Here is a 23,594-nt window from a genome sequence, read left to right on the forward strand (position 1 = left end):
TACGGAATCAATGGCCCCCGAAGAATTCATGGTTCCGCCGGCCCCGCGACGTAGCATGGCGAAGCTTTCACTGCACCTGATGGAGACCGACATGAAGATCATCCGAAGCAAGGATTTCACCGCAGCACGCGCCTGGGGCGCGCTGACGGTAGCCAATATGCAGGGCATCACCACCCGGCTGCACTGGACCGACAAACCCTACAAGTGGCATATCAACGAGGGCGAAGAAGTGTTTGCGGTGCTCGATGGCCGCGTGGAAATGCGCTACCGCGACAACTGCGGGCAATGCTCCGTGATGCTGGAAACCGGTGACATCTTTTTCGCGAGCGTGGGCACCGAACATGTGGCTTCGCCGGTGGGCGAGGCCCGCGTGCTGGTGGTGGAAGTGGAGGGCAGCGACTGAAACGATACGGCTTGATGCGCCCACGCTTTTAGGACGCCGCAGGCAGCAGCGGCAGGTTCACCAGCAGGTTTTGCGGCTTGAGCCTCACCACCCCGTCGGCGTTCATCATCAACCCCAAGTACACCGGCTTGCCCGCCACGTCGCTGCGCATTTCCCGCGCATCCACAAACTCCAGCCGGAACAGGCTGACCAGGCGTTGCAGGCGGTCGGGTGCAACCTCCCTTCCCTCATACAGGTCATTGAGCAAGGCCGTGGCCTCCACGTCCAGCCCCACATGCCAGCGCCATGCTTCGTCGTCCACTTTCTGCACGGGCCGGATGGTGACTTCAATGCCCAGAAAATGTTTCACCCACTTCTGCAACACGCCGGCCAGCGCCTTGAGGCCTGAGCGGGCGCGCACCATCGTCAAGACCAGGCCGTGGCTCAGGTCGTTGCTGACCTCATGGGTCAGGTCCAGCAAAAAACGGTGGCGGCCCGGCTGCTGCCAATACGTGAAAGCGTTGTCGTCATTGAGCACCTGCAGTTCAACCACGGGCACCGGCGCCTTGGCCTCCGCCAGGAAGCGGCCGAAGTCGCCCACACCGCCGGTCTCATTGAACATGTCGATCACCTCCTGGTCACCGCTCAGCACCTGGCCGTCCTGTGTGCTGATGCGCTGCGGGCGAAACAGCATTTCGGCGGCGCGCACTTCATACGCATCGGTGGAGCCTTCCAGCAGGTTGTGGACAACCGCCTGGGCGATCAGGTCGATGAACAGGGGCGGTATGTCGATGCGGCCCGTTCCGTCCCGCGGGAACAGGCCCAGGTAGTACGCCTCCAGCGTGCCGGCGGCGAGCAAGCCATCGCGAAAGCGCAAAAACAGGTTGTAGTTGTCACGCGCATCCGCATCTTCCAGGGCCGTCAATCCGGCGGGCGAAACCGGCCGGGACGGCGCGGCCACCAGTGCGGCGTGCAGGGCACGTTCGGCATCGCATGACTCGGCCACCGGCGCGAGTTCGGGCCGCGCGAGGAAGAGCCGCAGATAGTCGTCGGAGGGTGCGAGCCAGCCGCGTGCGTTGCGCTGGAGCCGGGAAAAGCCGCTGGAAGGCCAGAAATCTTGCATGGGGCAATCGTCTCATATTGCACGCGCCATTTTTTCGCCAAAGCCCGGCTGCTCCTTTTTTGATAGCTGCTCGCGCCCGTCTGTATTAGCCTGCAGGCGTTTTTCTCTCATAAAAAAGCCATCAACAGAAAGACCGGCCGCTGCGGGCATTACATCCCGTTTCATTCCAACCTTCTGTTTCGCAATCTTTACTGCCTGTTAGCACTCCATCCATCGTCACGCACGTTGTACTGGGTAAGGTCTCCTCATCAGGCTGGCGATCACGACCGTTACGTGTCAGCCCGCCTTCCAGTCCATCCATGTCCCGCAAGACAGGAAGAGAGCGTTCAACATGACAGCAATCGATACCGGCGACACAAATTCGTTCCCTACCGACCACATGGCCTTCCGGCCTTCGCACCTTTACGGATACCTCGCGCTGCTGGCCTTTGCAGTCCTGCTGGCACTGCTGCAGCCCGTTGCCTGGGCGCAGGAGTCCGCGCCTCAGGGCGCCCAGCTGGATCCACCCGGCCGCGTCGCCCGGCTTAACCTGGCCGAAGGCGCCGTAAGCTTCGCACCGGGCGACGGCAACAACCCGGCAGAAACGTCGGCCTGGACACCCGCGGTGCTGAACCGGCCGCTGACAGCCGGCGACAGGCTATGGACGGGCCCCGGCGCCCGCTCGGAGCTGTATGTGGGCTCTACCGCGCTGCGCATGAACAGCCAGACCAGCCTGGATTTCCAGGCACTGGACGACAACACCACCCAGTTGCGCCTCGCCCAAGGCACGCTCAAGCTGCGCGTGCGGGCCCTCTATGAAGGCCAGCGGCTGGAAGTGGATACGCCCAATCTCGCGTTTGTGGTGTCGCAGCCCGGTGACTACCGGCTGGACGTCGACCCTGCCGGCAACACGACGCGCGTGGTGGCCCAGTCGGGCAGCGGCGTAATTTATGGCGACGGCGTCGCCCCTGTCACACTGCAAAGCCGGCAGCAGGCCAACTTCAGCGGCACGCAACTCACCCCGGCAGGACCGGGCGCAGCACAGCAGGACAGTTTTGACCTGTGGGCCGCCGCCCGCGACCGGCGTGAAGACCAGTCGGTTTCGGCGCGTTACATACCGCGCGAAACCGTAGGCTACCAGCAGCTCGACAGCTACGGTAACTGGAGCCAGGACCCGGCCTACGGCGCCGTCTGGATACCGCGCGCCGTTCCCGCCAACTGGGCGCCCTACCGTGTTGGCCACTGGGCCTGGGTTTCACCCTGGGGCTGGACCTGGGTGGATGACGCGCCCTGGGGGTTTGCGCCGTTTCACTATGGCCGCTGGGCACAGATCGGCCCGCGCTGGGCCTGGGTACCGGGCCGGCTGGCGCCGCGCCCGGTCTATGCGCCCGCCCTCGTCGCCTTTGTGGGCGGCAGCAGCGGCGGTGTGAACTGGAACATCTCCATCGGCGGCGCAGCGCGGCCCGGTGTGGGCTGGTTCCCGCTGGCGCCCGGCGAAGCCTTTCGCCCGGCTTACCGCGTGAGCCCGCGCTACGTCACGCAGGTGAACCACAACATCGTGGTCAACAACACCGTCAACGTGACCAACATTTACCGCTACCAGCGCCAGCCTGCAGCGGTGACGGCTGTCAGCCGCGAGGACTTCGAGCGCGGCCGGCCGGTGCACGGCAATCCCCACCGGCTGAGCAGCGCCGACCTGGGCCGCGCACAACTCGTGGCCGACCGCGGCGCCCTGCCGCAGCGCCCGAATCCGTCGGAGCTGCACGCGCAGCAGCGCCCTATGGCCGCCGCCGCATTGCCGCCGCCCGCCGTGGCCACGCGGCCGGTGGTCAGCAGCCGCAGCGACCGCAGGGATGATCGCCGGGACGGCCGGCGCGATGACAACAACCGGGACGAGCACCGCGCCGGTCCCCCTGCCGGCAGGGACCACGACGCCCGGTCACAAGCCGCCGCTCCCGCTTCCCCCGCCGCGCCTGTCGGCGCAGCGCCAGCCGCACGGCCCTCGCCCGCACCGGACCGCAGCGCCCTCGAGGCCAGCCAGCGCGCGCAACGCGAGCAGCAGCGCCAGCAGCAGGAGCAAAAAGAACGCCTGCAAGGCCCCCAGCTGGAACAGCAACGCCGCCAGGGCGAAGAGGCCATAGGCCAGCGCGCCCTCCGCGAGCAAGCCCAGCGCGATGCGCGGGCCCGCCAGGAAGCGCAGGAACGCGCCCAGGCCGCGAATGCCAATGCCGATGCACGCGCCAACGCCGACCGCCATGCCGCCGAACAGGCTCGTCGCAGCCAGCAACAAGCGCAGCGCGAACAGCTGCGCCAGCAACAGGAACAACGAGAAAAGCTTCAGGGTCCCCAGCTGGAACAGCAGCGCCGTTCCGGTGAAGAATCCATAGGCCAGCGCGCCCTGCGCGAACAGGCCCAGCGCGACCAGGAAAACACCCGCCAGCAACAGGCCGCGCAAAGACAGCAGCAACAGCAACAGCAACAGCAGCAACAACAACATTTGCAACAACAGCAGCATTTGCAACAACAGCAACAACGTGCGCAGCAGGAGCAGCAGCGCCAGGCCCAGGAACAACAACAGCGGCGGCAACACCAATTGCAGCAACGGCAGCAGCAGCAACAGCAACAGCAACAGCAGTCACAACGCGACGCCACCCCAGACAAACCGTCCCGCCAGGCCGACGCAACCAATCCGCGCGGCCAGCGCGGCGAAGGCGGCCCAGGCCGCAACCGCGAGCAATAAAAAAGCCAATACGGGCGCCGGTTTTCTACCGGAGGGGGCACTCCTCATCAAGCAGGGGCCGCGGAACCGGCTTTGCCGGGCAGAACAAGCCCACCCCTGTCCAGGCTCACTTCGTGTAGCCTGCTCCCCCTCAAGGGGGCGGCGCCTAGGGCCGGCAAAGCCGTACCCTCGGCCCCCGTTTGGTTGGGCCCGCTGAACTCTTAAACCAGCAGGGGCCGCGGAACCGGCTTTGCCGGGCCGCAGGCGCAGCGCCCTCGAGGGGCTGGAGCCCGCCGGCTCCAAGCCTGCCTGCGCAGGCTTGGACGGGCGACAGAGGCGAAGCGTCTCGCAAGCTGCGGCCTGCAAGGCCTCGCGAACCACACGCAATGGGGAGCGTGGGGGCTTTAGGGGATCACGCAAAACTACTTAAGGGTCTGACCCGGTACCGCCTCGGAGGGTGGGTGGCTAGGATGACCACCTGTGTTTCACGGGTTCGCGCCTGCTGCCGCATCAGCCGCCGCGGCACCTTGCGCCCGTGATATCCCACCCATCTTCCGGAGAACCAATTTGTCAGTGGAGTTCATTCTCGAAACACGAGGGCTGACCAAGGAATTCAAGGGATTCGTGGCGGTCAACAACGTGGACCTGAAAGTCCAGCGCGGGCATATCCATGCGCTGATCGGGCCCAACGGCGCCGGCAAGACGACTTTCTTCAACCTGCTGACGAAGTTCCTTATCCCCACGCGCGGAAGCATTGTCTACAACGGCAATGACATCACGTTTGAGCAACCCGCGCAGACCGCGCGGCGCGGCATCGTGCGGTCATTCCAGATCTCTGCGGTCTTCCCGCACATGACAGTCCTTGAAAACGTGCGCGCCGCCTTGCAGCGCAACCTCGGCACCTCGTTCCATTTCTGGAAAGCGGAAGACACGCTGTTTCACCTGCACGGCCGTGCCCGCGAACTGCTGGCCGAAGTGGACCTCAGCGACTTCGCCGACGAACTCACAGTGAACCTGCCCTATGGCCGCAAGCGCGCGCTTGAACTCGCCACCACGCTGGCGCTGGAACCCGAACTGATGCTGCTCGACGAACCCACACAGGGCATGGGCCACGAAGACGTGGACCGCGTGACGCAGCTGATCAAGAAAGTCTCGGCCGGCCGGACCATCCTGATGGTCGAGCACAACATGAACGTGGTGTCGTCGATCGCCGACCGCATCACGGTGTTGCAGCGCGGCGCCATCATTGCCGACGGGCCATATGCCGAAGTGTCAGCGAATCCGTTGGTGATCGAAGCTTATATGGGCACAGCGAACACCGAGCTTCAAGGGGCGCACTAGATGACCAAAGAGCTCCTCAAGATAGAAGACCTGCACGCTTGGTACGGCGAGTCGCACATCCTGCATGGTGTGAACCTCAGCGTCAACGAAGGCGAAGTGGTGACGCTGCTGGGCCGCAATGGCGCCGGCCGCACCACCACCATGCGCGCCATCGTCGGCATGACGGGTGCACGCAAGGGCTCCATCCGCATCAACGGTGAAGAAGCCATCAAGCTGGCGCCGCACAAGGTGGCGCGGCTGGGCGTGGGCTACTGCCCTGAAGAGCGCGGCATTTTCGCCAGCCTCTCGGCCGAAGAAAACCTGATGCTGCCGCCCACCATCGGCCCCGGCGGCATGAGCCTGGACGAAATCTACGCGATGTTCCCCAATCTCAAGGAACGCGCCAGCAGCCCCGGCACGCGCCTGTCCGGCGGCGAGCAGCAGATGCTGGCCGTGGCGCGCATTTTGCGTACCGGCGCGCGTCTCTTGCTGCTCGACGAAATTTCCGAAGGCCTGGCGCCGGTCATCGTGCAGAAGCTCGCCGAAATGATCCTCACGCTCAAGGCCAAGGGCTACACCATCGTGCTGGTGGAGCAGAACTTCCGCTTCGCCGCGCCGCTGGCCGACCGCTTCTACGTGATGGAGCACGGCCGCATCGTCAAGCAGTTTGCCCAGACCGAGCTGGCCGGAAACATGGGCATGCTGCAGGAGTACCTTGGCGTCTGACGCCGGGCATGCTGAATCCTTTTTAGTCCCCTCGATTTCCCCACACCCGGTTCACCCCTTCCATAACAGGAGACATCATGAAACTCAAAGCACTTGTTGCCGCACTCGCCCTAGGCCTCACCGGCACCGCTTTCGCACAGAACACCGGCCCGATCAAGATCGGCATCATCACCGACATGTCCAGCCTTTACGCCGACATCGACGGCCCCGCCGGTGCGGAAATGCTGAGGTGGGCCGTGCAGGATTTCGGCGGCAAGGTCCTGAACCGCCCTGTCGAGGTGCTGAGTGCCGACCACCAGAACAAGGCCGACGTCGCGTCGTCCAAGGCACGTGAATGGATCGACAAGGACGGCCTGCAGATGCTGATTGGCGGTACCAACTCAGGCACGGCACTGGCCATGTCCAAGGTCACCACCGAAAAGAAAAAACCGTTCCTCGTCATCGGCGCCGGCTCGGCCCGCCTGACCAATGAAGACTGCTCGCCTTACACCGTCCACTACGCGTACGACACGGTCTCGCTGGCCAAGGTCGCCGGTTCCGCGCTGGTCAAGGCCGGCAACAAGAGCTGGTACTTCCTGACCGCCGACTATGCGTTCGGCTACTCGCTCGAAGGCGATGCCTCCACCGTGGTCAAGGCCAACGGCGGCACCGTTGCCGGCACCGTCCGCCATCCGCTGAACGCCTCGGACTTTTCGTCTTTCCTGCTGCAGGCGCAGTCTTCCAAGGCGCAAATCCTGGCACTGGCCAATGCCGGCGGCGACTTCACCAACGCCATGAAGGCTGCCAAGGAATTCGGCATCGGCAAGACCATGAAGGTTGCCGGCCTGCTGGTGTTCATCAACGACGTGCACTCCCTGGGCCTGGCCAACACCGAAGGCCTGCAGCTGGCCGACAGCTGGTATTGGAACCAGGACGACGCCTCGCGCAAGTTCGCCAAGCGCTTCTTCGACAAATACAAGCGCATGCCTTCCAGCCTGCAGGCGGCCGACTACTCCGCCACCCTGAGCTACCTGAAGGCCGTGCAGACCGCCGGCACGACCGATTCCGACAAGGTCATGAGCACGCTCAAGGGCATGAAAATCGAAGACTTCTACAACAAGGGCCAGATCCGCGCCGACGGCCGCATGATCCACGACATGTACCTGTACGAAGTCAAGAGCTCCAAGGATTCGGGCACGCCATGGGACTACTACAAGACCATCGCCAAGGTGCCGGGCGAGCAGGCTTTCACCACGGTGGCCGAATCCAAGTGCTCGGCTCTCAAGAAGTAAAGCATCACTGCAACTGCGCAAACGTTGAACTGACGAAAAAACAAAAAACGGGGTAGAACGAGGGTTCGATCCAGCCGGTCATTTCGCAGAAATGCAGAATGACCGGCTGCTTCCTTCAAAGACCTTCGTGCTCCCGCCACAACTCACGGTATCGGTGTCCTGACAGGTTCCCATGGAAATTTTCGGTATTCCCCTGCAAGCGTTTATGGGCCAGCTGATGCTGGGCCTGGTCAATGGCGCCTTCTACGCCATGCTCAGCCTGGGGCTCGCGGTGATTTTCGGCCTGCTGGGCATCGTCAACTTTGCGCACGGCGCGCTCTACATGCTGGGCGCCTTCGCCGCCTGGATCATGCTGGACCAGTTCGGCATGAATTACTGGTTCGCGCTGGTGTTGGCGCCGCTGACGGTCGGCATTCTCGGTGTGATCATCGAACGGCTTTTCCTCAAGCATCTGTACAAGCTCGATCCGCTCTACGGCCTGCTGCTGACCTTTGGCCTGGCGCTGGTTCTCGAAGGCGTCTTCCGTGAAATTTACGGCGTCTCGGGCCAGAACTACAACGTGCCAGACCTGCTGGCCGGCTCCATGGACCTTGGCTTTATGCGCCTGCCGATTTACCGCGCCTGGGTGGTGGTGGTGTCGCTGGTGGTGTGCCTGGGCACCTGGTACCTGATCGAACGCACCCGGCTGGGCGCCTACCTGCGCGCCGGCACCGAAAACGCGCCGCTGGTGCAGGCCTTTGGCATCAACGTCCCCATGATGGTGATGCTCACCTACGGCGCGGGCGCCGCCCTGGCGGCCCTGGCCGGCGTGCTGGCCGCCCCCATCATCCAGGTCAACCCGCTGATGGGCTCCAACCTGATCATCGTGGTCTTTGCCGTCGTCGTGATCGGCGGCATGGGCTCCATCCTCGGCTCGGTCATCACCGGCCTGGGCCTGGGCATTGTCGAAGGCCTGACCCGGGTGTTTTATCCTGAAGCGTCCAACATCGTGGTATTCGTCATCATGGTCATCGTGTTGATGTTCCGGCCCGCCGGCCTCTTCGGAAAGGAAGCCTGACCATGAGCGCCCTCTCCACCAAAGCCGCCAACATGCTGCGCATCACTTACCTCGTCCTGCTGGCTTTTGCGCTGGCCGCACCCTTCCTGGGTCTCTACCCGGTGTTTGTGATGAAGCTGCTGTGCTTTGCGCTCTTCGCCTGCGCCTTCAACCTGTTGCTGGGTTTTACCGGCCTGCTCTCGTTCGGCCATGCCGCATTCTTCGGCTCTGCCGCTTATGTCACCGGCTGGTTCATCAAGTCGCAGAACTGGACTCCCGAACTGGCTCTGCTGGCCGGCGCGGTCGCGGCCGGGCTGATCGGCCTGCTGGTCGGGCTGGTGGCCATCCGCCGCCAGGGCATTTACTTTGCGATGATCACGCTGGCGATTGCGCAGATGGTTTATTTCGTCTGCCTGCAGGCGAGCTTTACTGGCGGTGAAGACGGCCTGCAAGGCGTGCCGCGCGGCAAGCTGTTCGGCCTGCTGCCGCTCGAATCCGACATCTCGCTGTATTACGTGGTGGTGGCGATTTTTGTGGCCTGCTTCCTGTTCATCTCGCGCATCGTGCACTCGCCCTTCGGCCAGGTGCTCAAGATGATCCGCGAGAACGAACCCCGCGCCATCTCGCTGGGCTACAACGTCGACCGCTACAAGCTGCTGGCCTTTGTGCTGTCGGCCGCGCTGGCGGGCCTGGCCGGGTCGATGAAAACACTGGTCATGGGTTTTGCCACGCTGTCGGACGTGCACTGGTCCATGTCCGGCGAAGTCATCCTGATGACCCTGCTGGGCGGCGTGGGCACTTTCTTCGGCCCGGTCATGGGCTCGGGCATCGTGATCGCGCTGCAGAACCTGCTGGCCGACAAGGTCGGCTCCTGGGTCACCGTCATCATCGGCGCGATCTTTGTGCTGTGCGTGCTGGCCTTCCGCAAGGGTGTGATCGGTGAATTGCAGGCCTTCCTCGAACGCCGCCGCGCCGCGGCCAAGGCTGCCGCGGCAAAACCCTGACCGGCAGGGCCGGGCGGCCGTCCCGTCCGACTGCTTTTAAAGCCCTTCAGTCGCTATTGTTTTAATAGCTGCTTGCGCTCGTCACCATTGGCTAACAGCCCCATTTCCCCAAAATCAGTTGCCACGGAACTCGCGCCGGTACATCGACGGCGAGGTTCCAAGCGTCGCCGCAAAGTGCTGCCGCAGGGAGACCGCCGAGCCGAATCCTGCGTCCTGGGCAATCTGCTCCATCGAGCGGCCGGTTGATTCGAGTTGCCGCTGCGCCAGCGCCAGGCGCTGGCTGGCCAGCCATTGGCCCACGGTGGTGCCGGTGATGTGCCGGAAATGCCGGGTGAAGGTGCGCCGGCTCATCAGGGCACGTGCTGCCAGCGTATCGAGGCTGTGGGGCTGTCGCAGGTTTTCCTGCACCCACGCCAGAATGGCCGACAGCCGGTGGTCGGAGCCGGTGGCCGGCAGGGGTTGCTCCACGTATTGCGCTTGCCCGCCCTGCCGCTGCGGCGCCACCACCATGCGGCGCGCCACCCGGTTGGCCGCTTCGGCGCCGAAGTCACGGCGCAGCAAATGCAGGCAGCAATCAATGCCGGCGGCCGTGCCCGCCGAGGTGAGCACATCACCGTCGTCCACATACAGCACATCGGGCTGCAGACTGACCTGCGGGTAGCGCGCGGCAAAAGCCGGCGCCAGCGCCCAGTGCGTGGCGGCGGGCCGGCCGTCCAGCAGGCCGGCCTCGGCCAACACAAAAGCCCCCAGGCACAGCCCGACAATGCGCGCGCCGCGCTTGTGCGCCGCACGCAAAGCCTTGAGCAGGGCTTCGGACGGCCGCTCCATCGGGTCCCGCCACGACGGCACCACCACGGTTTGCGCCTTGGCCAGCGCGCTCAAGCTGTGCTCTACCGCAATGGTGAAGCCGGCAGTCGTGCGCAGGCTGCCCGGCGTTTCGGCGCACACCAGCAGCCTGAAGCGCGGCAGATCGGGCCCTGAAAAATCATTGCCAAACACCATGCACGGCACGGAAAGATGAAATGGGCTGATGCCGTCAAACGCCACCACGGCGACCGTGCTGAGCTGGCTTGCGGTGCGTGACTTGATGCGTGACTTGCCGGCGGCCGGCATCTGTGGAAGTGCTTTTTTCGACATGGCCCGATTCTATCGAATATTGTCAATTGGGCCACTTTCCGGAAAACGTGTTGCGCCCAACAATCACACCATCAGCATCCGTTGATCACTTGATTCAGCAACAACCCGCAGGAGCAAACACATGGCCATCCAGAACTCAAAGCCCGCAGTACCACGCCGCGCCCTCGTCGTCATCGACGTGCAAAAGGAATACTTCAGCGGCGGCGGCCTGCTCATCGAATACCCGCCGGTGGAAAAAACACTGCCCAATATCGGCCGCGCCATGGACGCAGCGCGCGCAGCGGGCATTCCGGTGGTAGTAGTGCAACACAGCGAGCCGGCCGCGTCGCCGCTGTTCGCCAAAGGCTCGCCCTTGTGGGAACTGCATGAGACCGTGGCCAGCCGCCCGCGCGACCACTACGTTGAAAAATCCTGGCCCAGCGTCTACACCGGCACCGACTTCGGCGGATGGCTGGATAAAAACGGCATCGACACCCTCACCGTGATCGGCTACATGACGCACAACTGCGACGCTTCCACGATTTTTGAGGCCACACACCGCGGCCTGCATGTGGAGTTTTTGCAGGATGCGAGTGGCGCACTGCCGTATGCCAACGAGGCCGGCCGGGCCAGCGCCGAAGAAATCCACCGCGTGTTCAGCGTGGTGTTTCACTCGCGCTTTGCCGCTACTGGCTCCACCGACGCCTGGATCGCCGCGGTCCAGGCCGGCGGACGGCTGGAGAAGAACAACGTCCTCGCGTCGAACCGCGCGGCCATTGCCGGCCGGTAACAGGCAACTTTGCGTCGGCCCTCAGAGGCCGTCAGTCGAGAGCGCATGGTTTACGCGCTGCGGCACGACCAGTTGCCCATAGCCATCGGGCACAGCCTGGATGTGGATGATGGGCGCGCTGGACGTGACGCTGCCGAACAGCATGGCAAAAGCGGCATCAGCCGCATCGCGGCCGGTGGCAAACCGCACAAAACCCATGGGAATGGCGGTGCCTGACGGATCAAACAGGTACCAGCGATGGCCCAGGTAGACCTCGACATAGGCATGGAAGTCGGTGGGGCCGAGCGCGGGGTCGGCGCCGTAGTCAATTCCGGTGGCAAAGCGCGCCGGCAGGTTGAGGGCGCGGCACAGCGCGATCATCAAATGCGCGAAGTCGCGGCACACACCGACGCGCTCCACCACCGTGTCGATCGCCGAGGTGCTGCCATGCGAGCTGTTGGACTCGAAACTCACGCGCTGCTGCACCCACTGGCAGATGGCTTCTGCCCGACTGTAGCCTTGCTGCAAATGACCGAACTCGTTGGAGGCCAGCTTCTGCAGCCGGTCTGACTGGCAGTAGCGGCTCGGGTAGATGTAGGGCAGCACGGCACCGGGAAGCTGGCAGACCGGCACCTCGCCCAGCTCACCGGGCGCCGCTGTGTAGTGGTAAATGTCTACGGTGGCTTCATAGCGCACGCTCAGTGGGCCGGGCTGGGCCTGCAGGCGCAGGTAGCGGTTCCGGCTCGCCGGGTCGGTGTCGATGGTGAAGGGCACCGGCTGGCTGACCTGCAGGTTTTCGGCCTGCACGATCTGCTGCTGCGTGTGCGCCGCGTGGACGTTGAAGATGAAGTCGCCGCCCGGAGGCGCGACGTCGTAGTTGAGTTCGACGGAAAACTGGAGCCTGACCATGGATTCTTTCCTTGCCGTTGCGCAAGGGGCAGGCCTGGAGCAAGCCTGCCGCCGCGCAATCGTCAATCAATGAAGGGAGCCTCTCAGCGTAGCGCTCGCCGCAGGCGGGCACCTGCGCAAAAGCGCGCTGATCTGGTGTACCAGTCATTGTGGACCTCTTCGAGGCGGATACCGGCGATTTGCGACGGTTTGCGGCTTTGGCGTCCGCGATGAACACGCGGCGTCCGGCTTGCGGGTGGCATGGGCGCCTACACGTCAGGACTGCCGGCAGGGCCCAACCCTTCCTTTGCTATTAATTCAATAGCTGCTTGCGCCCGTCAGATATGGCCTGGAGGCCTATTTTTCTTGCAAATCCGGGTCAACGGCCCTCAGACTCGTCATCCAGCAGCCGCACTTTCACGCTTTTGCCCTTGACCCGCCCGGTGGACAGCTTGTGCAGGGCTTCGGCGGCAATCTCGCGGTTCACCGCCACATAGGTGGAGAACTCATTCACGTTGATCTTGCCGACCTGCTCGCGCGTGAAGCCGGCCTCGCCGGTCAGCGCGCCCAGCACGTCGCCGGCGCGGATTTTTTCCTTGCGACCGCCGACGATCTGCAGTGTCACCATGGGCGGCAGCAAGGGCTCATTGCTGGCGGGTGTCAGCTCGGTCAGTTTGTGCCACTCGGACTCCGCCTTTTGCAGCACCTCGATTTTCCCGACATAACCCATCTCGTCCATGCTGGCCAGGCTGATGGCCCAACCCTCTTCATCAGCGCGGCCGGTCCGGCCGATGCGGTGGATGTGCACCTCGGCATCCGGCGTCACGTCGACGTTGATGACCATCGCGAGTTGCGCAATGTCCAGGCCGCGGGCGGCCACATCGGTGGCCACCAGCACCGAGCAACTGCGGTTGGCAAATTGCACCAGCACCTGGTCGCGCTCGCGCTGCTCCAGCTCGCCGAACAGCGCCAGCGCGCTAAAACCCTGCTCTTTCAAATAGGCCACCAGTGCGCGGCACTGCGACTTGGTGTTGCAGAACGCCAGCGTGCTGGCCGGGCGAAAATGCCGCAGTACCTGCGCAACGGCGCCCAGGCGGGCTTCGTCATGGTCGCTGTCGGGCACCTGGTACCAGCGCTGCTGGATCTTGGTTTTTTCATGCTGCGCCTGGACCGTGATGGTTTGCGGCGTCTTCATGAACTGCTGGCTCAGCTTCGCAATGCCTTCGGGATAGGTCGCCGAGAACAGCAGGGTCTGCCGCTCTTTGGGGCACTGTTTGGCGACGGTGACGATGTCTTCGAAGAATCCCATGTCCAGCATGCGGTCGGCTTCATCGAGCACCAGGGTGTTCAGCGCCTCCAGGGTCAAATTGCCGCGCGCCAGGTGGTCCATGATGCGGCCGGGCGTGCCCACCACAATGTGCGCGCCATTTTCCAGGCTGGCGGTCTGATTGCGCAGCGGCACGCCGCCGCACAGCACCACCACCTTGGTGTTTTCCTCGGCCCGCGCCAGGCGGCGGATTTCCGTGGCGACCTGGTCGGCCAACTCTCGCGTGGGGCACAACACCATGGCCTGTATGGCAAAGCGCCGTGCATTGAGATTGGCCAGCAGAGGTATTGCAAAGGCGGCGGTCTTGCCGCTGCCGGTTTTGGCCTGGGCGATCAGGTCTTTGCCCAGCAGCGCCACCGGCAGGCTGGCGGCCTGGATGGGCGTCATGCTGAGGTAGCCGAGCTGCTGCAGGTTGGCCAGCACGGCGGCATTCAGGGGCAGGCTGGCGAAGTCGGTATTGCCGGCGGAAGAAGGGGAAGAAGGGGAAGAAGGGGAAGGAGAGGAGCTCATCCCCCATTATCGGTGCCGGGCCTTCAGCGGCCTGAACCTGGCTACATTTGCAGCCCATGGCCACCACCCCTCGCGAGTGCCAGGTCGCGCAACTGTGCGCCGTGCACTTCCGAAATGGAGGTCAGACCGAGCAGGCCCAGATCACGCTGGACTTCGTCGGCCAGGATGCGGATTGCATGGCGCACGCCCTCTTCGCCGGCGACGGCGGCCGCATAGTTGAACGGGCGGCCCACAAACACGAACCTGGCGCCGAGTGCGAGCGCCTTCAGGACGTCCGTCCCGCGCCGTATGCCGCTGTCCATCATGACCGGGAAGTCGGCGCCAACCGCCCGGACGACCTCGGGCAGCACGCGCAGCGGCGAGACCGTGCCATCGAGCTGGCGGCCGCCGTGGTTCGACACGATCAGGCCGTCGGCGCCCATGTCCCGCACCTTGCGTGCGTCCTCGTGGTTCATGATGCCCTTTACCACCAGGGTGCGCTTCCACTTGCGGCGGATGAGGGCCAGGTGCTCCCAGTCCAGGTGGTCCTTGGCGCCGAAGTCACGTGCCACCTGCGACGAGAGGATCGGAGCGCCACGGGTCGCATACGAGTTCTCGAAGTGCGGCATGCCGTGCGCCATCATCGTCCGCAGGAAGGTCCCGATCGTCCAGCGGGGATGAGTGAGCCCCTCCCACGCCAGGCGAAAGCCCGGTCGCAGGGGCGTGGAAAAGCCTGCACGGATGTTGTTCTCGCGGTTGGCGAGCACGGCAGTGTCGACCGTCAGCACAAGCGTCTTGACGCCCGCACGGTCGACGCGGTCGATCAACGCCTCGATTTTGGCGGTCTCGCCCGGCAGGTAAGCCTGGAACCAGGTCTCCGGGGCCGCGGCCATCACCTCTTCCAGCGGGATGAGTGAGGAGCCGCTCATGATCATCGGCACGCCCTCGGCCGCCGCTGCGCGGGCCTGCACGAGGTCGCCGCGATACGCGCTGAGCGCACTGATGCCCATAGGCGCGATACCGAACGGTGATGCGTAGCGCCTCCCCAGAAGGTCGACCGCCTGGCTGCGGCCGGACACGTTGCGCAGTACTCGCGTGACGAAACCGAACTCCGAGAACGCTGCGCGGTTATCGTGCAGCGAGGCCGAGTCTTCCGCTCCGCCGGCGATGTATTCAAAGAGCGGGCGCGGCAGGTGGAGCCGGGCGCCTGTCTCGAAATCCTGCAACGACAGGAATTTCCGCAAGCCCGGCGGCGTGGCGGGACGTGCTCCCGGCGACAGGCGCGTCACCCTCGGCACGGCCTCGGAAGAGACGAGTTGCGACATACAGAGATCAGTTCACCTGGATGTTTGCTTCGCGGATCACCTTGTCCCAAAGCCCGGTCTCCTTGCGGATCATGTCGGTGAGCTCGGCCGCATCCGCAAGCTCGATGTCGACCCCCTGTTCTTCGAAACGCCTGGCCACCCCAGGGTCGAGCGACGCTTTCTTCATCGCCGCGTAGAGGCGCGCGACGACGGGCGCCGGCGTTCCATTGGGCGCGAAGATGGCATTCCAGCTCTTGTAACCAAAGCCGCGAACGGTGTTCGAAATCAAGGGGATCCCCTTCAGAGGTGCTGCGGCGCTGGGAGCGGTGAGGCCGACGACGCGCAGCGAGCCGTTCTGGGCCATGCCGGTGAACGAAGGCATGGTTCCGAACATCGCATGGATCTGGCCGGAGACAAGGTCCGTGGTCGCCGCCGAAGCCCCGCGGTACGGCACGTGCTTGATGTCGATCTGCGCGGCGCGCGCGAACAGTTCCGTGCCGAGGTGAGCCAATCCCCCGATGCCCGCAGAGCCGAAGTTCAGTTGGCCCGGATGTGCCCTGGCATACGCAACCAGCTCCGCGATCGTCTTGAACGGCATCTTCGCCGTCACCACCAGCACGTGTGGTGCCGTGGCGATCATCCCCACCGGCGAGAGCTGGGCCAGAATGTCCACGCGCGGCTTCTGCAGCAGGGGTTGTGCCGTGATGTTGCCGGAGGCGGCGAAGAGCAGCGTATGGCCATCGGCCTTCGAGCCTGTCACCTTCTGCATGGCAGGCACGCCGGCGCCGCCGCCGGCGTTCTCGATGATGAAAGGCTGTCCCAGAGCGGCGCTCATGGCCTGGGCCAGATCGCGGCCAAGGACGTCCGTCGCGCCACCGGCGGCGAATGGAATCACCATCCGGGTCGAAACCGAAGAGGCGCCCTGCGCCCGGGCGCCGAACGCGGCGATTACAGCCGCCGAAGCAAGGAAGCTGCGACGCCTGGCGTGCATGTTTGTCATGGAACGTGTCTCCTGGATCAAGGAGCGCATGATCCGAACAAAGATACAGGATGGGCAATGCGTTACGCCTGACGTAACGGTGCGCGGGCTTGAATACAATCCGGCCATGCCGCAAGAGTCCAGGTCCAAGCCGACGCATGCCACGCCGAAGCGGCTTCTCGCGGACGGGCCGGAGGGAACCTCGACGCGTCCAGGCGACGAGAACGTCACGGCCGTGGCGCGTGCGCTGGCTATCCTCACTGCCTTCGAAGGTGACGAGCTCTTTCTCCCGCTGGCGGAGCTCGCACGCCGTACCAGCATGCACAAACCCACTGTGCTGCGGCTTGCGCGCACGCTCGCTGCAGCCCGATTCCTCGTCAGGCGCGAAGACGGTGCGTGGCGGCTCGGCCCCGCAGTAGGCTGGATGGGCTCCCGCTACCAGGCGCAGTTCGACCTCGACTCCGCCATCGAACCCATCCTGCGCCAGCTTGGTACGGCCACGGGAGAAAGCGCTTCGTTCTTCGTCTTCGAAGGCAACCTGCGCAGCTGCCTGATGCGTTGCGAGGGAACGGCAGGTGTTCAGAGCCAAATTCGCTCCGGCGAGGTTTTTCCCCTGGACCGCGGATCCGCCGGCCGGGTGATTCTGGCCGCCCTGGGCGAACCGGGTGATCTCAATGAGCGCATCCGCCGATGCGGTTTCCACATCACCCGCGGCGAGCGGAACTCGAAAATCGCGAGCGTCTCCGCGGCCGTGCGCGGACGCCATGGCGCCGTGCTGGGCTCTGTCAGCACGGCGGGTCCGGTAGAACGACTGACGGGTGCGGTACTCGCGCGTTACGCGCCCGCCACGGTTCTGGCGGCGAAGCAGCTCGGGCAAGCGCTCGGCGCCATGCCTTCCACGGCACTGCGGGCAACCTGGCATCCGTGATCTGCGTCGCAAACGACGCGAAATATCACCCGGGCGCACCTGATGTGATGCGTTGTCCTGTGCAGCCCGCGAAAAAACGCAATCTCATCGATGAAGGAATACAGGCTGCCGCTTCTCCACAAACGCTGCCGTTCCCTCCCGTGCATCCTGCGAGGCCGCCGCGATCATGAACTGCGCGGCCTCGATCGCCAGGCCTTCGTCGATGGAAACATTCAGGCCCCGCGTCACCGCACGCAAGGAGGCCGTCACCGCCACGGCGGAGTTTTCGGCGATGAGGTCGGCCATTCGCAGGCACGCCGGAAGCAGGTCATGGGCCGGCACCACATGATTGATGAGGCCTATCAGCAGGGCTTCCTCGGCACTGATGGCGTCGCCGGTCAGGATCATTTCGTTGGCGTGCTTGCGGCCTATGTGGCGGGGCAGGCGCTGCGTGCCGCCAAAGGGCGGCGGAAAGCCCAGCCGGATTTCGGGCTTGGCAAAGCTGGCGTGTTCCGCCGCGATGGCCAGACTGCAGGCTTCCATGGTTTCGCAGCCTCCGCCGAAGGCCATGCCGTTGACGGCCGCGATGATGGGCTTGGGGTAGTTTTCGATGCGCCTGGTCATGGCCTGACCACGCATCACGAAGTTGCGCCACGCTGCCTCGGGCGAGGAGGCGATGTCCGGCGCAAAGCCCGCAATGTCGGCGCCCGCACTGAAGGCTTTATCGCCCTGCCCCGTCAACACCAGGCAGCGCACGCTGTCGTCGCGCTCCAGGGCGTTCAGCCTGTCCATGAGCTCATCGATCAGGGCGTAGTTCAGTGCGTTCAGTTTCTCGGGCCGGTTCAGGGTCAGTATCACGTGTTGCCCGCGGCGCTCAGTTTCTATCAGCATGGGGTCTCCTCAGGTTTTCGGGCAATAGCGTCGGGGGATACGAATGACAACACACCGCAACCGCGCGGGGCACCCACAAAATAAGTCGCAGCTTGCGGCGTGACAAAGGACTGGCCGTTCTCCAGCACCACGTCGCTGTCCCGGCGACCAGCCAGCGCATCGCTGGTGATCCAGAGGCAACCCCCAGTGCAGGCCAAAACCTGGCCGCGCGGCAAGCGCAAGGGTTTGGGGATGGACCCGAGCTTCAGCGGGGTCTGTGGAGTTTGTAGGATTTGCAGGGCATGCATGGCGGACTCCTTGAAAAGTGTGGTTTGATTCTTCTTTGGAACCGGTCCGCGCGGCCGGATGGTTTGTCATACGGGGTATTCCAATCATTCATGCCATGCTGAACAGCCCTTCCACCAGCGCATTGCGCGCCATGTCGCTGGATGCCATTCGCGGCTTCGAATCCGCCGCGCGGCACCTGAGCTTCACCGCTGCCGCCGAAGAGCTGTGCATCACGCAGTCGGCCGTGAGCAAACAGGTCAAAAGCCTGGAAGATGCGCTGGGCACAGCGCTGTTCCTGCGTGGCGGCAAGGGCCTGAGCCTGACGCCGCAAGGCCGCGAACTTTATGAGGCGGCCCGCGCCGCACTGGCGCAGCTGGCCTCGGCCGTGGACCGTCTGCTGGCGGTGGACAGGGTGTCGGTGTCAGTCACCACCACGCCCTCCTTCGCCGCACTGTGGCTGGCTCCCAAGCTTGCCAAATTCCAGTTACTGGAGCCTGCCATCGATGTACGCGTCGATGCCACAGAAACGCGTGTCAACCTGGAGCGCGAAGGCATGGACCTGGCCGTGCGGCTCTACCCCGTGCTGCCGGGCGGCGAAGACCCGCCACCCCTGCTGCAGGAGCAGGCCCTGCTGGTGGCGGCGCCGGCCGTCGCGACGCGCATTCGTAACGCCGCCGACATCACGGCCACACCGCTACTGGTCTATTACGACCCGGCCACACGTTTCCCCTGGATGTCGTGGCCGGACTGGTACGGGCGCCTGGGCTTGAAACAATCGGCGCAACAGCCGTGCCTGTATTTTTCGCAGTACGAGCATGTGTTGACCGCGGCCGTGCAAGGCGCCGGCATTGCAATAGGGCGCACGCCGCTGGTGCTGCCGCTACTGCGCAGCGGCCAGCTCACGGTCGTCTTGCCCGGCGAGACGGTCGCGGGTTTGGGCTACCGTATTGTGACCTCAGCCCACAGCGCGGAGCGGCCCGCCGTGCAGAAGTTTCGCGCCTGGCTGGAGCGCGAACTCGCGCTGGAAGCGATAGGCTAAGCCCAGGCGCCGGTAGCTTCCAGCACCGGGGAGAGTTCCGCCTCGCCCCAGCGCAAGGGCAAGGAAGATTCCACCAACCGCATGGACTGCACCTTGAAACGCATCAGGCGCTGCGCACCGGCGAAGGACTGCACCTCGGGCCCGTCCCAGATGATGTCGGCCGTGACGGCCAGGTACAGCAGATCGCCGGTGTCGAAGTCGATGAACAGCAGGCCGGCGCGCGAGTTGACCACCAGGTTACCCAGGGTGTTGAAGAAGTAGTTGCCGACGAAGTCCGGCACGGTCAGGGTGCCGTCGGCGTCCACGCGCACAAAGCCGGGCTTGCCACCGCGGTGCGACACGTCCACGCCGCCGGCGCGGCCGGCTTGCTCACCGTTGCCCGCATAGGCGGTAGCGATGAACAGGGTGTCGGCCTGCTCGATCATGCGGCGGGCCGCTTCGTTCAGTTGCGCCGACGCGTGCACCACCGGCCCGGCTGAAGACGTGGAGCGCTCCGCGTACACCGGCTCGCGTGCCTGGATGTATTTGGGGCAGTTGCCGAAACTCTGGCTCAGCTCCACCGCGAAGCCCGAGGCACTCACGCCGCGAACGATGCCGTTCATGCGGTTGCGCCTGCGCGTGTGCGGCTCTATGCCCAGCAGGCCTATCGCGGCGCCATCTGCCAGCGTGCCTTGCAGGGGATCACCTGCGAGCGGCTGGGCGCGCAGCACCAGGTGATGCGCATCGGGCGAGTGGATAAACCCCGGCGGCTGGGCCAGCACCGAGGCCCAGGGCTGGCCGCTCGCGTCCACCGTGCCGGCGACCACAAAAGGCAGCTGCTCAAAAAACTCGCGGTGCTGGTCGGGCATGAAGTCGCGGATTACGCGCGGGCCGATTTCCGCCATGCGCGCACGCACGGCCGTGCCCACGCGCGCTTGCACGGCGCGCTCACCCTCGTGGAAAGTGGCGGTGCTCATGCGGCCAGCCCTATCGGCGTCCTGACCATGGGCACAAAGCGCGGCAAGGCCTCGATGCGGGCCAGCCAGGCGCGTATGCGCGGGTAGGCATCCAGCGAGACCTTGCCCTCGGGCGCATGGGCCGAATAACTGTAGTTGGCGATGTCGGCCAGGGTGGGCGTGCTGCCCGCAAGGAAGGCGGACTGGCCCAACTGCTGCTCCATCACCGCAAACAGGGCGTGGGCGCGCGCAATCGCCTCCGGGTTCTCCGGCCGCTTGAACAGCTGGATAACGCGCGCAGCGGCCGGGCCGAAAGCGAGCTGGCCGGCCGCCACCGAGAACCAGCGCTGCACCGCGGCGGCAGCCAGCGGGTCGCGCGGCAACCACTGGTCGGCGTCCGGCGCGTAGCGCGCATTGAGGTACACCAGGATGGCGTTGGAATCGGCCAGCGTGATGTCGCCGTCCTGGATCACCGGCACCTGGCCGAAGGCATTCATGGCCAGAAAGGCCGGCGTCTTGTGCGCCCCGGCGGCCAGGTCGATCTCGATAGCCTCAAAGGGCAGACCCAGCAACGAGAGGAACAACTCCACCCGGTGCGAATGGCCGGAGACGGCGAAGCGGTACAGACGTATGGGGTTGGCAGGTACGGCTTTGGCGGTGGGGGTGCTCATGGTGGTCTTTCAGTGGATTGCAGAAAAGGTCTGTCGATGACGGATTCTGTTTGATCCATTAATTTGAATAAATACCTTGATTGGCATTTAACTAATCCATTTTTCGGATTAATTGTCACAACAGGCGTAGCATGTCACCCATGGACAAACTACGGGCCATGCAGGCATTCATTCACATTGCAGAACAGGGCAGCCTGACCGCCGCCGCGCAGGTCATGGAATCGTCATTGCCCGCCATGGTGCGAATGCTGGCCGGCTTCGAGGCGCAACTGGGCGTGCGTCTTTTCAACCGTACAACACGCCGCATCTCACTCACCGAGGAAGGCCGGCGCCACCTGGAAAGTTGCCGGCAGGTGCTGGCCACACTCGCGGACGCAGAAGCTGCGCTGACGGCCGACGCGGCGGAACCTGCCGGCCACCTGACCATTACCGCGCCCATGCTGTTCGGGCAGATGCACGTGGCGCCTGCCGTCACGCGCTTTGTGCAGCACTACGACAAGATGCGCTGCTCCATGGTGCTGCTGGACCGCGTGGTGAATCTGCTCGAAGAAGGCATCGATGTGGGCATACGCATCGGCGAGCCCGAAGACTCCAGCCTGGTGGCGCAAAACATTGGGCACATCCGGCGCCTGGTGGTGGCGAGCCCGGCCTGGCTGCGGCGCCACGGTGTGCCGAAACACCCGCGAGAACTGCTCAGCGCCAACTGCGTGCGTGTGACCGGCCATGCCCCCACGTGGGGGCCGTTCAATGTCCAGGGCCGGCAGCTGCGACTGGCGGTCAGTGGTAATCTGGAGTTCAACCAGATCGCACCGGCCGTGGCGGCCTGTGCAGCGGGGGCGGGCTTTGGGTCTTTCTTCTCTTACCAGGTGGCGCCGTTTTTGCAGGCAAAACAATTGCGTATCGTGCTGGAGGATTTTGAGCCGCCACCCCGGCCCATCAATGTGGTCTATCCGCACGCCCGGTTGCTGCCCATGCGCACCCGGGTGTTCATTGAATGGATGAAAAACGAACTCCGGGAATTCCAGTCCTGAAAACGCCGGATACAACGGATACAAGGAAGAAGGAACACAGCGCATGCAGACTTTTGATTTTGACCTTTTCGTGATCGGCGGCGGCAGCGGCGGTGTGCGCGCCGCGCGCATGTCGGCCCAGCGCGGCGCCCGTGTGGGACTGGCCGAATTCGCTGCGATGGGCGGCACCTGCGTGAACGTGGGCTGCATTCCCAAAAAGCTCTACAGCTATGCGGCCCACTACGGCGACAGCTTTGAAGAGTCGCGCGGCTTCGGCTGGGTCGGCGAGGCGCCGGTGTTTGACTGGGACACGCTCAAGGCCAACCGTGCCCGCGAGATTTCGCGGCTTAACGGCATTTATGTGCAGCTGCTTGAAAGCGCCGGCGTGCAGATCATCACCGGCTGGGCACGGCTGCTTGACGAGCACACCGTCGAGGTCGACGACAAAAAATTCACGGCCAAAAGCATCCTGGTCTCCACAGGCGGTACCGCCACAGTGCCTGCCGTGCCGGGACGCGAGCATGTGGTGACCTCGGACCACATGTTTGACCTCAATCCCTTCCCGAAGCGCCTGCTGGTGGTGGGCGGCGGCTACATCGCCTGCGAATTTGCCTCGATCTTCAATGGGCTTGGCTCACAAGTCACCCAGGTGCATCGTCGCGACATGCTGCTGACCGGTTTTGACGATGATGTGCGGCGCTTCATTGCCGCCGAGATGAGCAAGACCGGCATCACCCTGCAGCTGGGCGCAGAGATCGCGGCTATCGCCAAAACCGCCACAGGCCTGCAGGTAACGCTCAAGGACGGCGGCGGCCTGGAGGTGGACACCGTGCTCTACGCCACGGGCCGGATTCCCAATGCGAATGGCATCGGCCTTGAAGCTGCCGGCGTGGCCGTCAACGCCGCAGGTGCGATCCAGGTCAATGCGCACTACCAGACCTCGGTGCCGTCCATCTATGCGCTGGGCGACGTGACGGCGCGCATGCAGCTGACACCGGTAGCGCTGGGCGAAGCCATGGTGGTGGTGGACCAGCTCTTTGGCCCTGCCGCCGGCAAAAAACCGCGCAACATGAGTTATGAGTTTGTGCCGACGGCCGTCTTCACCCATCCCAACATCGGCACGGTGGGTTATTCAGAGGCCGATGCGCGCGCAAAGTTCGGCAAGGTCACGGTGTTCCGCGCCGACTTCAAGGCCCTCAAGCACACGCTGAGCGGCAGCACCGAACGCACGCTCATGAAGCTGCTGGTCGAAGACGCCACCGACCGCGTGGTCGGCCTGCATATGGTGGGGCCGGACGCCGGCGAAATCGTACAGGGCTTTGCCGTCGCCATGAAGGCCGGCGCGACCAAGGCAATTTTTGACGGCACCATCGGCATCCACCCAACCGTCGCCGAGGAATTCGTGACGATGCGCGAACCGGTCAAGGACTGATTTCAGGAAA

The 23,594-nt window shown here is 64.4% G+C and carries 23 protein-coding genes; 12 read left to right on the forward strand and 11 right to left on the reverse strand.

The genetic code is table 11. The features are described 5' to 3' along the window. The first annotated feature begins 91 nt into the window (after window positions 1-91). Window positions 92-403 (forward strand): cupin domain-containing protein, encoded by a 312-nt coding sequence (locus tag AC1DYQ_RS20165; protein WP_477668589.1) that lies wholly within the window; start codon window positions 92-94, stop codon window positions 401-403. A 28-nt stretch (window positions 404-431) separates the two neighbouring features. Here the strand turns inward: AC1DYQ_RS20165 and AC1DYQ_RS20170 are convergent, their stop codons facing one another. Together AC1DYQ_RS20170 and AC1DYQ_RS20175 are read right to left on the reverse strand one after the other, a co-directional pair. Then, the gene (locus AC1DYQ_RS20170; protein ID WP_477688286.1) at window positions 432-1,505 is read right to left on the reverse strand and encodes a DUF6352 family protein; all 1,074 of its coding nucleotides are present in this window, start codon (window positions 1,503-1,505) and stop codon (window positions 432-434) included. Between the two features lie 12 nt (window positions 1,506-1,517). Further along, the gene (locus AC1DYQ_RS20175; RefSeq protein WP_477647522.1) at window positions 1,518-1,670 is read right to left on the reverse strand and encodes a hypothetical protein; all 153 of its coding nucleotides are present in this window, start codon (window positions 1,668-1,670) and stop codon (window positions 1,518-1,520) included. Window positions 1,671-1,836: 166 nt separating this feature from the next. Between AC1DYQ_RS20175 and AC1DYQ_RS20180 the strand changes: the two genes are divergently transcribed. The 6 genes from AC1DYQ_RS20180 to AC1DYQ_RS20205 all read left to right on the forward strand — a co-directional run bounded on the left by AC1DYQ_RS20180 (window position 1,837) and on the right by AC1DYQ_RS20205 (window position 9,560). Then, window positions 1,837-4,224 (forward strand): DUF6600 domain-containing protein, encoded by a 2,388-nt coding sequence (locus AC1DYQ_RS20180; protein ID WP_477688287.1) that lies wholly within the window; start codon window positions 1,837-1,839, stop codon window positions 4,222-4,224. A 546-nt stretch (window positions 4,225-4,770) separates the two neighbouring features. Continuing rightward, on the forward strand, window positions 4,771-5,544 hold the full coding sequence (locus tag AC1DYQ_RS20185; RefSeq protein ID WP_477666507.1) for an ABC transporter ATP-binding protein: 774 nt from the start codon (window positions 4,771-4,773) through the stop codon (window positions 5,542-5,544). Continuing rightward, window positions 5,545-6,249 carry an ABC transporter ATP-binding protein gene (locus tag AC1DYQ_RS20190; RefSeq protein ID WP_477688288.1) on the forward strand — a complete coding sequence of 235 codons (705 nt, stop codon included), beginning with the start codon at window positions 5,545-5,547 and terminating at the stop codon, window positions 6,247-6,249. A gap of 77 nt (window positions 6,250-6,326) precedes the next feature. After that, entirely contained in the window at window positions 6,327-7,520 is a 1,194-nt protein-coding gene (locus AC1DYQ_RS20195; protein ID WP_477688289.1) for an ABC transporter substrate-binding protein, read from the forward strand. Window positions 7,521-7,692: 172 nt separating this feature from the next. Continuing rightward, window positions 7,693-8,577 (forward strand): branched-chain amino acid ABC transporter permease, encoded by an 885-nt coding sequence (locus AC1DYQ_RS20200; protein WP_477673034.1) that lies wholly within the window; start codon window positions 7,693-7,695, stop codon window positions 8,575-8,577. A 2-nt stretch (window positions 8,578-8,579) separates the two neighbouring features. Next, the gene (locus tag AC1DYQ_RS20205) at window positions 8,580-9,560 is read left to right on the forward strand and encodes a branched-chain amino acid ABC transporter permease (RefSeq protein ID WP_477688290.1); all 981 of its coding nucleotides are present in this window, start codon (window positions 8,580-8,582) and stop codon (window positions 9,558-9,560) included. A gap of 114 nt (window positions 9,561-9,674) precedes the next feature. Here the strand turns inward: AC1DYQ_RS20205 and AC1DYQ_RS20210 are convergent, their stop codons facing one another. Then, a complete protein-coding gene (locus AC1DYQ_RS20210; RefSeq protein ID WP_477688325.1) occupies window positions 9,675-10,673 on the reverse strand; it encodes a GlxA family transcriptional regulator in 999 nt (332 codons plus the stop codon). A gap of 145 nt (window positions 10,674-10,818) precedes the next feature. Here AC1DYQ_RS20210 and AC1DYQ_RS20215 point away from each other — a divergent pair, with 145 nt between their 5' ends. Beyond that, window positions 10,819-11,466: a cysteine hydrolase family protein gene (locus tag AC1DYQ_RS20215; protein WP_477688291.1), complete on the forward strand. Its 648-nt coding sequence runs from the start codon at window positions 10,819-10,821 to the stop codon at window positions 11,464-11,466. A gap of 21 nt (window positions 11,467-11,487) precedes the next feature. Here AC1DYQ_RS20215 and AC1DYQ_RS20220 read toward each other — a convergent pair whose 3' ends face one another. From AC1DYQ_RS20220 to AC1DYQ_RS20235, 4 genes are all read right to left on the reverse strand, one after another. Continuing rightward, window positions 11,488-12,354 carry a transglutaminase-like domain-containing protein gene (locus AC1DYQ_RS20220; protein WP_457281319.1) on the reverse strand — a complete coding sequence of 289 codons (867 nt, stop codon included), beginning with the start codon at window positions 12,352-12,354 and terminating at the stop codon, window positions 11,488-11,490. Window positions 12,355-12,712: 358 nt separating this feature from the next. After that, window positions 12,713-14,170: an ATP-dependent RNA helicase DbpA gene (dbpA, locus tag AC1DYQ_RS20225; protein WP_477688292.1), complete on the reverse strand. Its 1,458-nt coding sequence runs from the start codon at window positions 14,168-14,170 to the stop codon at window positions 12,713-12,715. Window positions 14,171-14,211: 41 nt separating this feature from the next. Then, window positions 14,212-15,474, reverse strand: a complete 1,263-nt coding sequence (locus AC1DYQ_RS20230) for an alpha-hydroxy acid oxidase (RefSeq protein WP_477688293.1) — start codon at window positions 15,472-15,474, stop codon at window positions 14,212-14,214. 7 nt (window positions 15,475-15,481) lie between these two features. Next, window positions 15,482-16,453, reverse strand: coding sequence for a Bug family tripartite tricarboxylate transporter substrate binding protein (locus tag AC1DYQ_RS20235; RefSeq protein WP_477688294.1), 972 nt, complete (start codon window positions 16,451-16,453; stop codon window positions 15,482-15,484). Window positions 16,454-16,559: 106 nt separating this feature from the next. Here AC1DYQ_RS20235 and AC1DYQ_RS20240 point away from each other — a divergent pair, with 106 nt between their 5' ends. Next, a complete protein-coding gene (locus AC1DYQ_RS20240) occupies window positions 16,560-17,360 on the forward strand; it encodes an IclR family transcriptional regulator (RefSeq protein ID WP_477688326.1) in 801 nt (266 codons plus the stop codon). Window positions 17,361-17,444: 84 nt separating this feature from the next. On the opposite strand, the gene AC1DYQ_RS20245 is transcribed toward AC1DYQ_RS20240, so the two are convergent. Then, complete coding sequence (locus tag AC1DYQ_RS20245) at window positions 17,445-18,230, reverse strand: crotonase/enoyl-CoA hydratase family protein (protein WP_477688295.1); 786 nt, start codon at window positions 18,228-18,230, stop codon at window positions 17,445-17,447. Continuing rightward, window positions 18,224-18,517, reverse strand: coding sequence for a DUF2917 domain-containing protein (locus AC1DYQ_RS20250; RefSeq protein WP_477688296.1), 294 nt, complete (start codon window positions 18,515-18,517; stop codon window positions 18,224-18,226). Before AC1DYQ_RS20250 ends, AC1DYQ_RS20245 begins: the two co-directional genes overlap by 7 nt. A 95-nt stretch (window positions 18,518-18,612) precedes the next feature. On the opposite strand from AC1DYQ_RS20250, the gene AC1DYQ_RS20255 reads away from it, so the two are divergent. After that, window positions 18,613-19,536 carry a LysR substrate-binding domain-containing protein gene (locus tag AC1DYQ_RS20255; protein WP_477688297.1) on the forward strand — a complete coding sequence of 308 codons (924 nt, stop codon included), beginning with the start codon at window positions 18,613-18,615 and terminating at the stop codon, window positions 19,534-19,536. Here the strand turns inward: AC1DYQ_RS20255 and AC1DYQ_RS20260 are convergent. After that, window positions 19,533-20,492, reverse strand: a complete 960-nt coding sequence (locus AC1DYQ_RS20260) for a pyridoxamine 5'-phosphate oxidase family protein (RefSeq protein ID WP_477688298.1) — start codon at window positions 20,490-20,492, stop codon at window positions 19,533-19,535. The genes AC1DYQ_RS20255 and AC1DYQ_RS20260 overlap by 4 nt on opposite strands. Further along, window positions 20,489-21,142, reverse strand: coding sequence for a glutathione S-transferase family protein (locus AC1DYQ_RS20265; RefSeq protein ID WP_477688299.1), 654 nt, complete (start codon window positions 21,140-21,142; stop codon window positions 20,489-20,491). Before AC1DYQ_RS20265 ends, AC1DYQ_RS20260 begins: the two co-directional genes overlap by 4 nt. Before the next feature lie 140 nt (window positions 21,143-21,282). Here AC1DYQ_RS20265 and AC1DYQ_RS20270 point away from each other — a divergent pair, with 140 nt between their 5' ends. Further along, the gene (locus AC1DYQ_RS20270; RefSeq protein WP_477688300.1) at window positions 21,283-22,173 is read left to right on the forward strand and encodes a LysR family transcriptional regulator; all 891 of its coding nucleotides are present in this window, start codon (window positions 21,283-21,285) and stop codon (window positions 22,171-22,173) included. A 43-nt stretch (window positions 22,174-22,216) separates the two neighbouring features. After that, window positions 22,217-23,584 (forward strand): glutathione-disulfide reductase, encoded by a 1,368-nt coding sequence (gene gorA, locus AC1DYQ_RS20275; protein WP_477688301.1) that lies wholly within the window; start codon window positions 22,217-22,219, stop codon window positions 23,582-23,584. Window positions 23,585-23,594 lie beyond the last annotated feature (10 nt).

The sequence above is a fragment of the Polaromonas sp. P1_F4 genome (assembly GCF_056405675.1).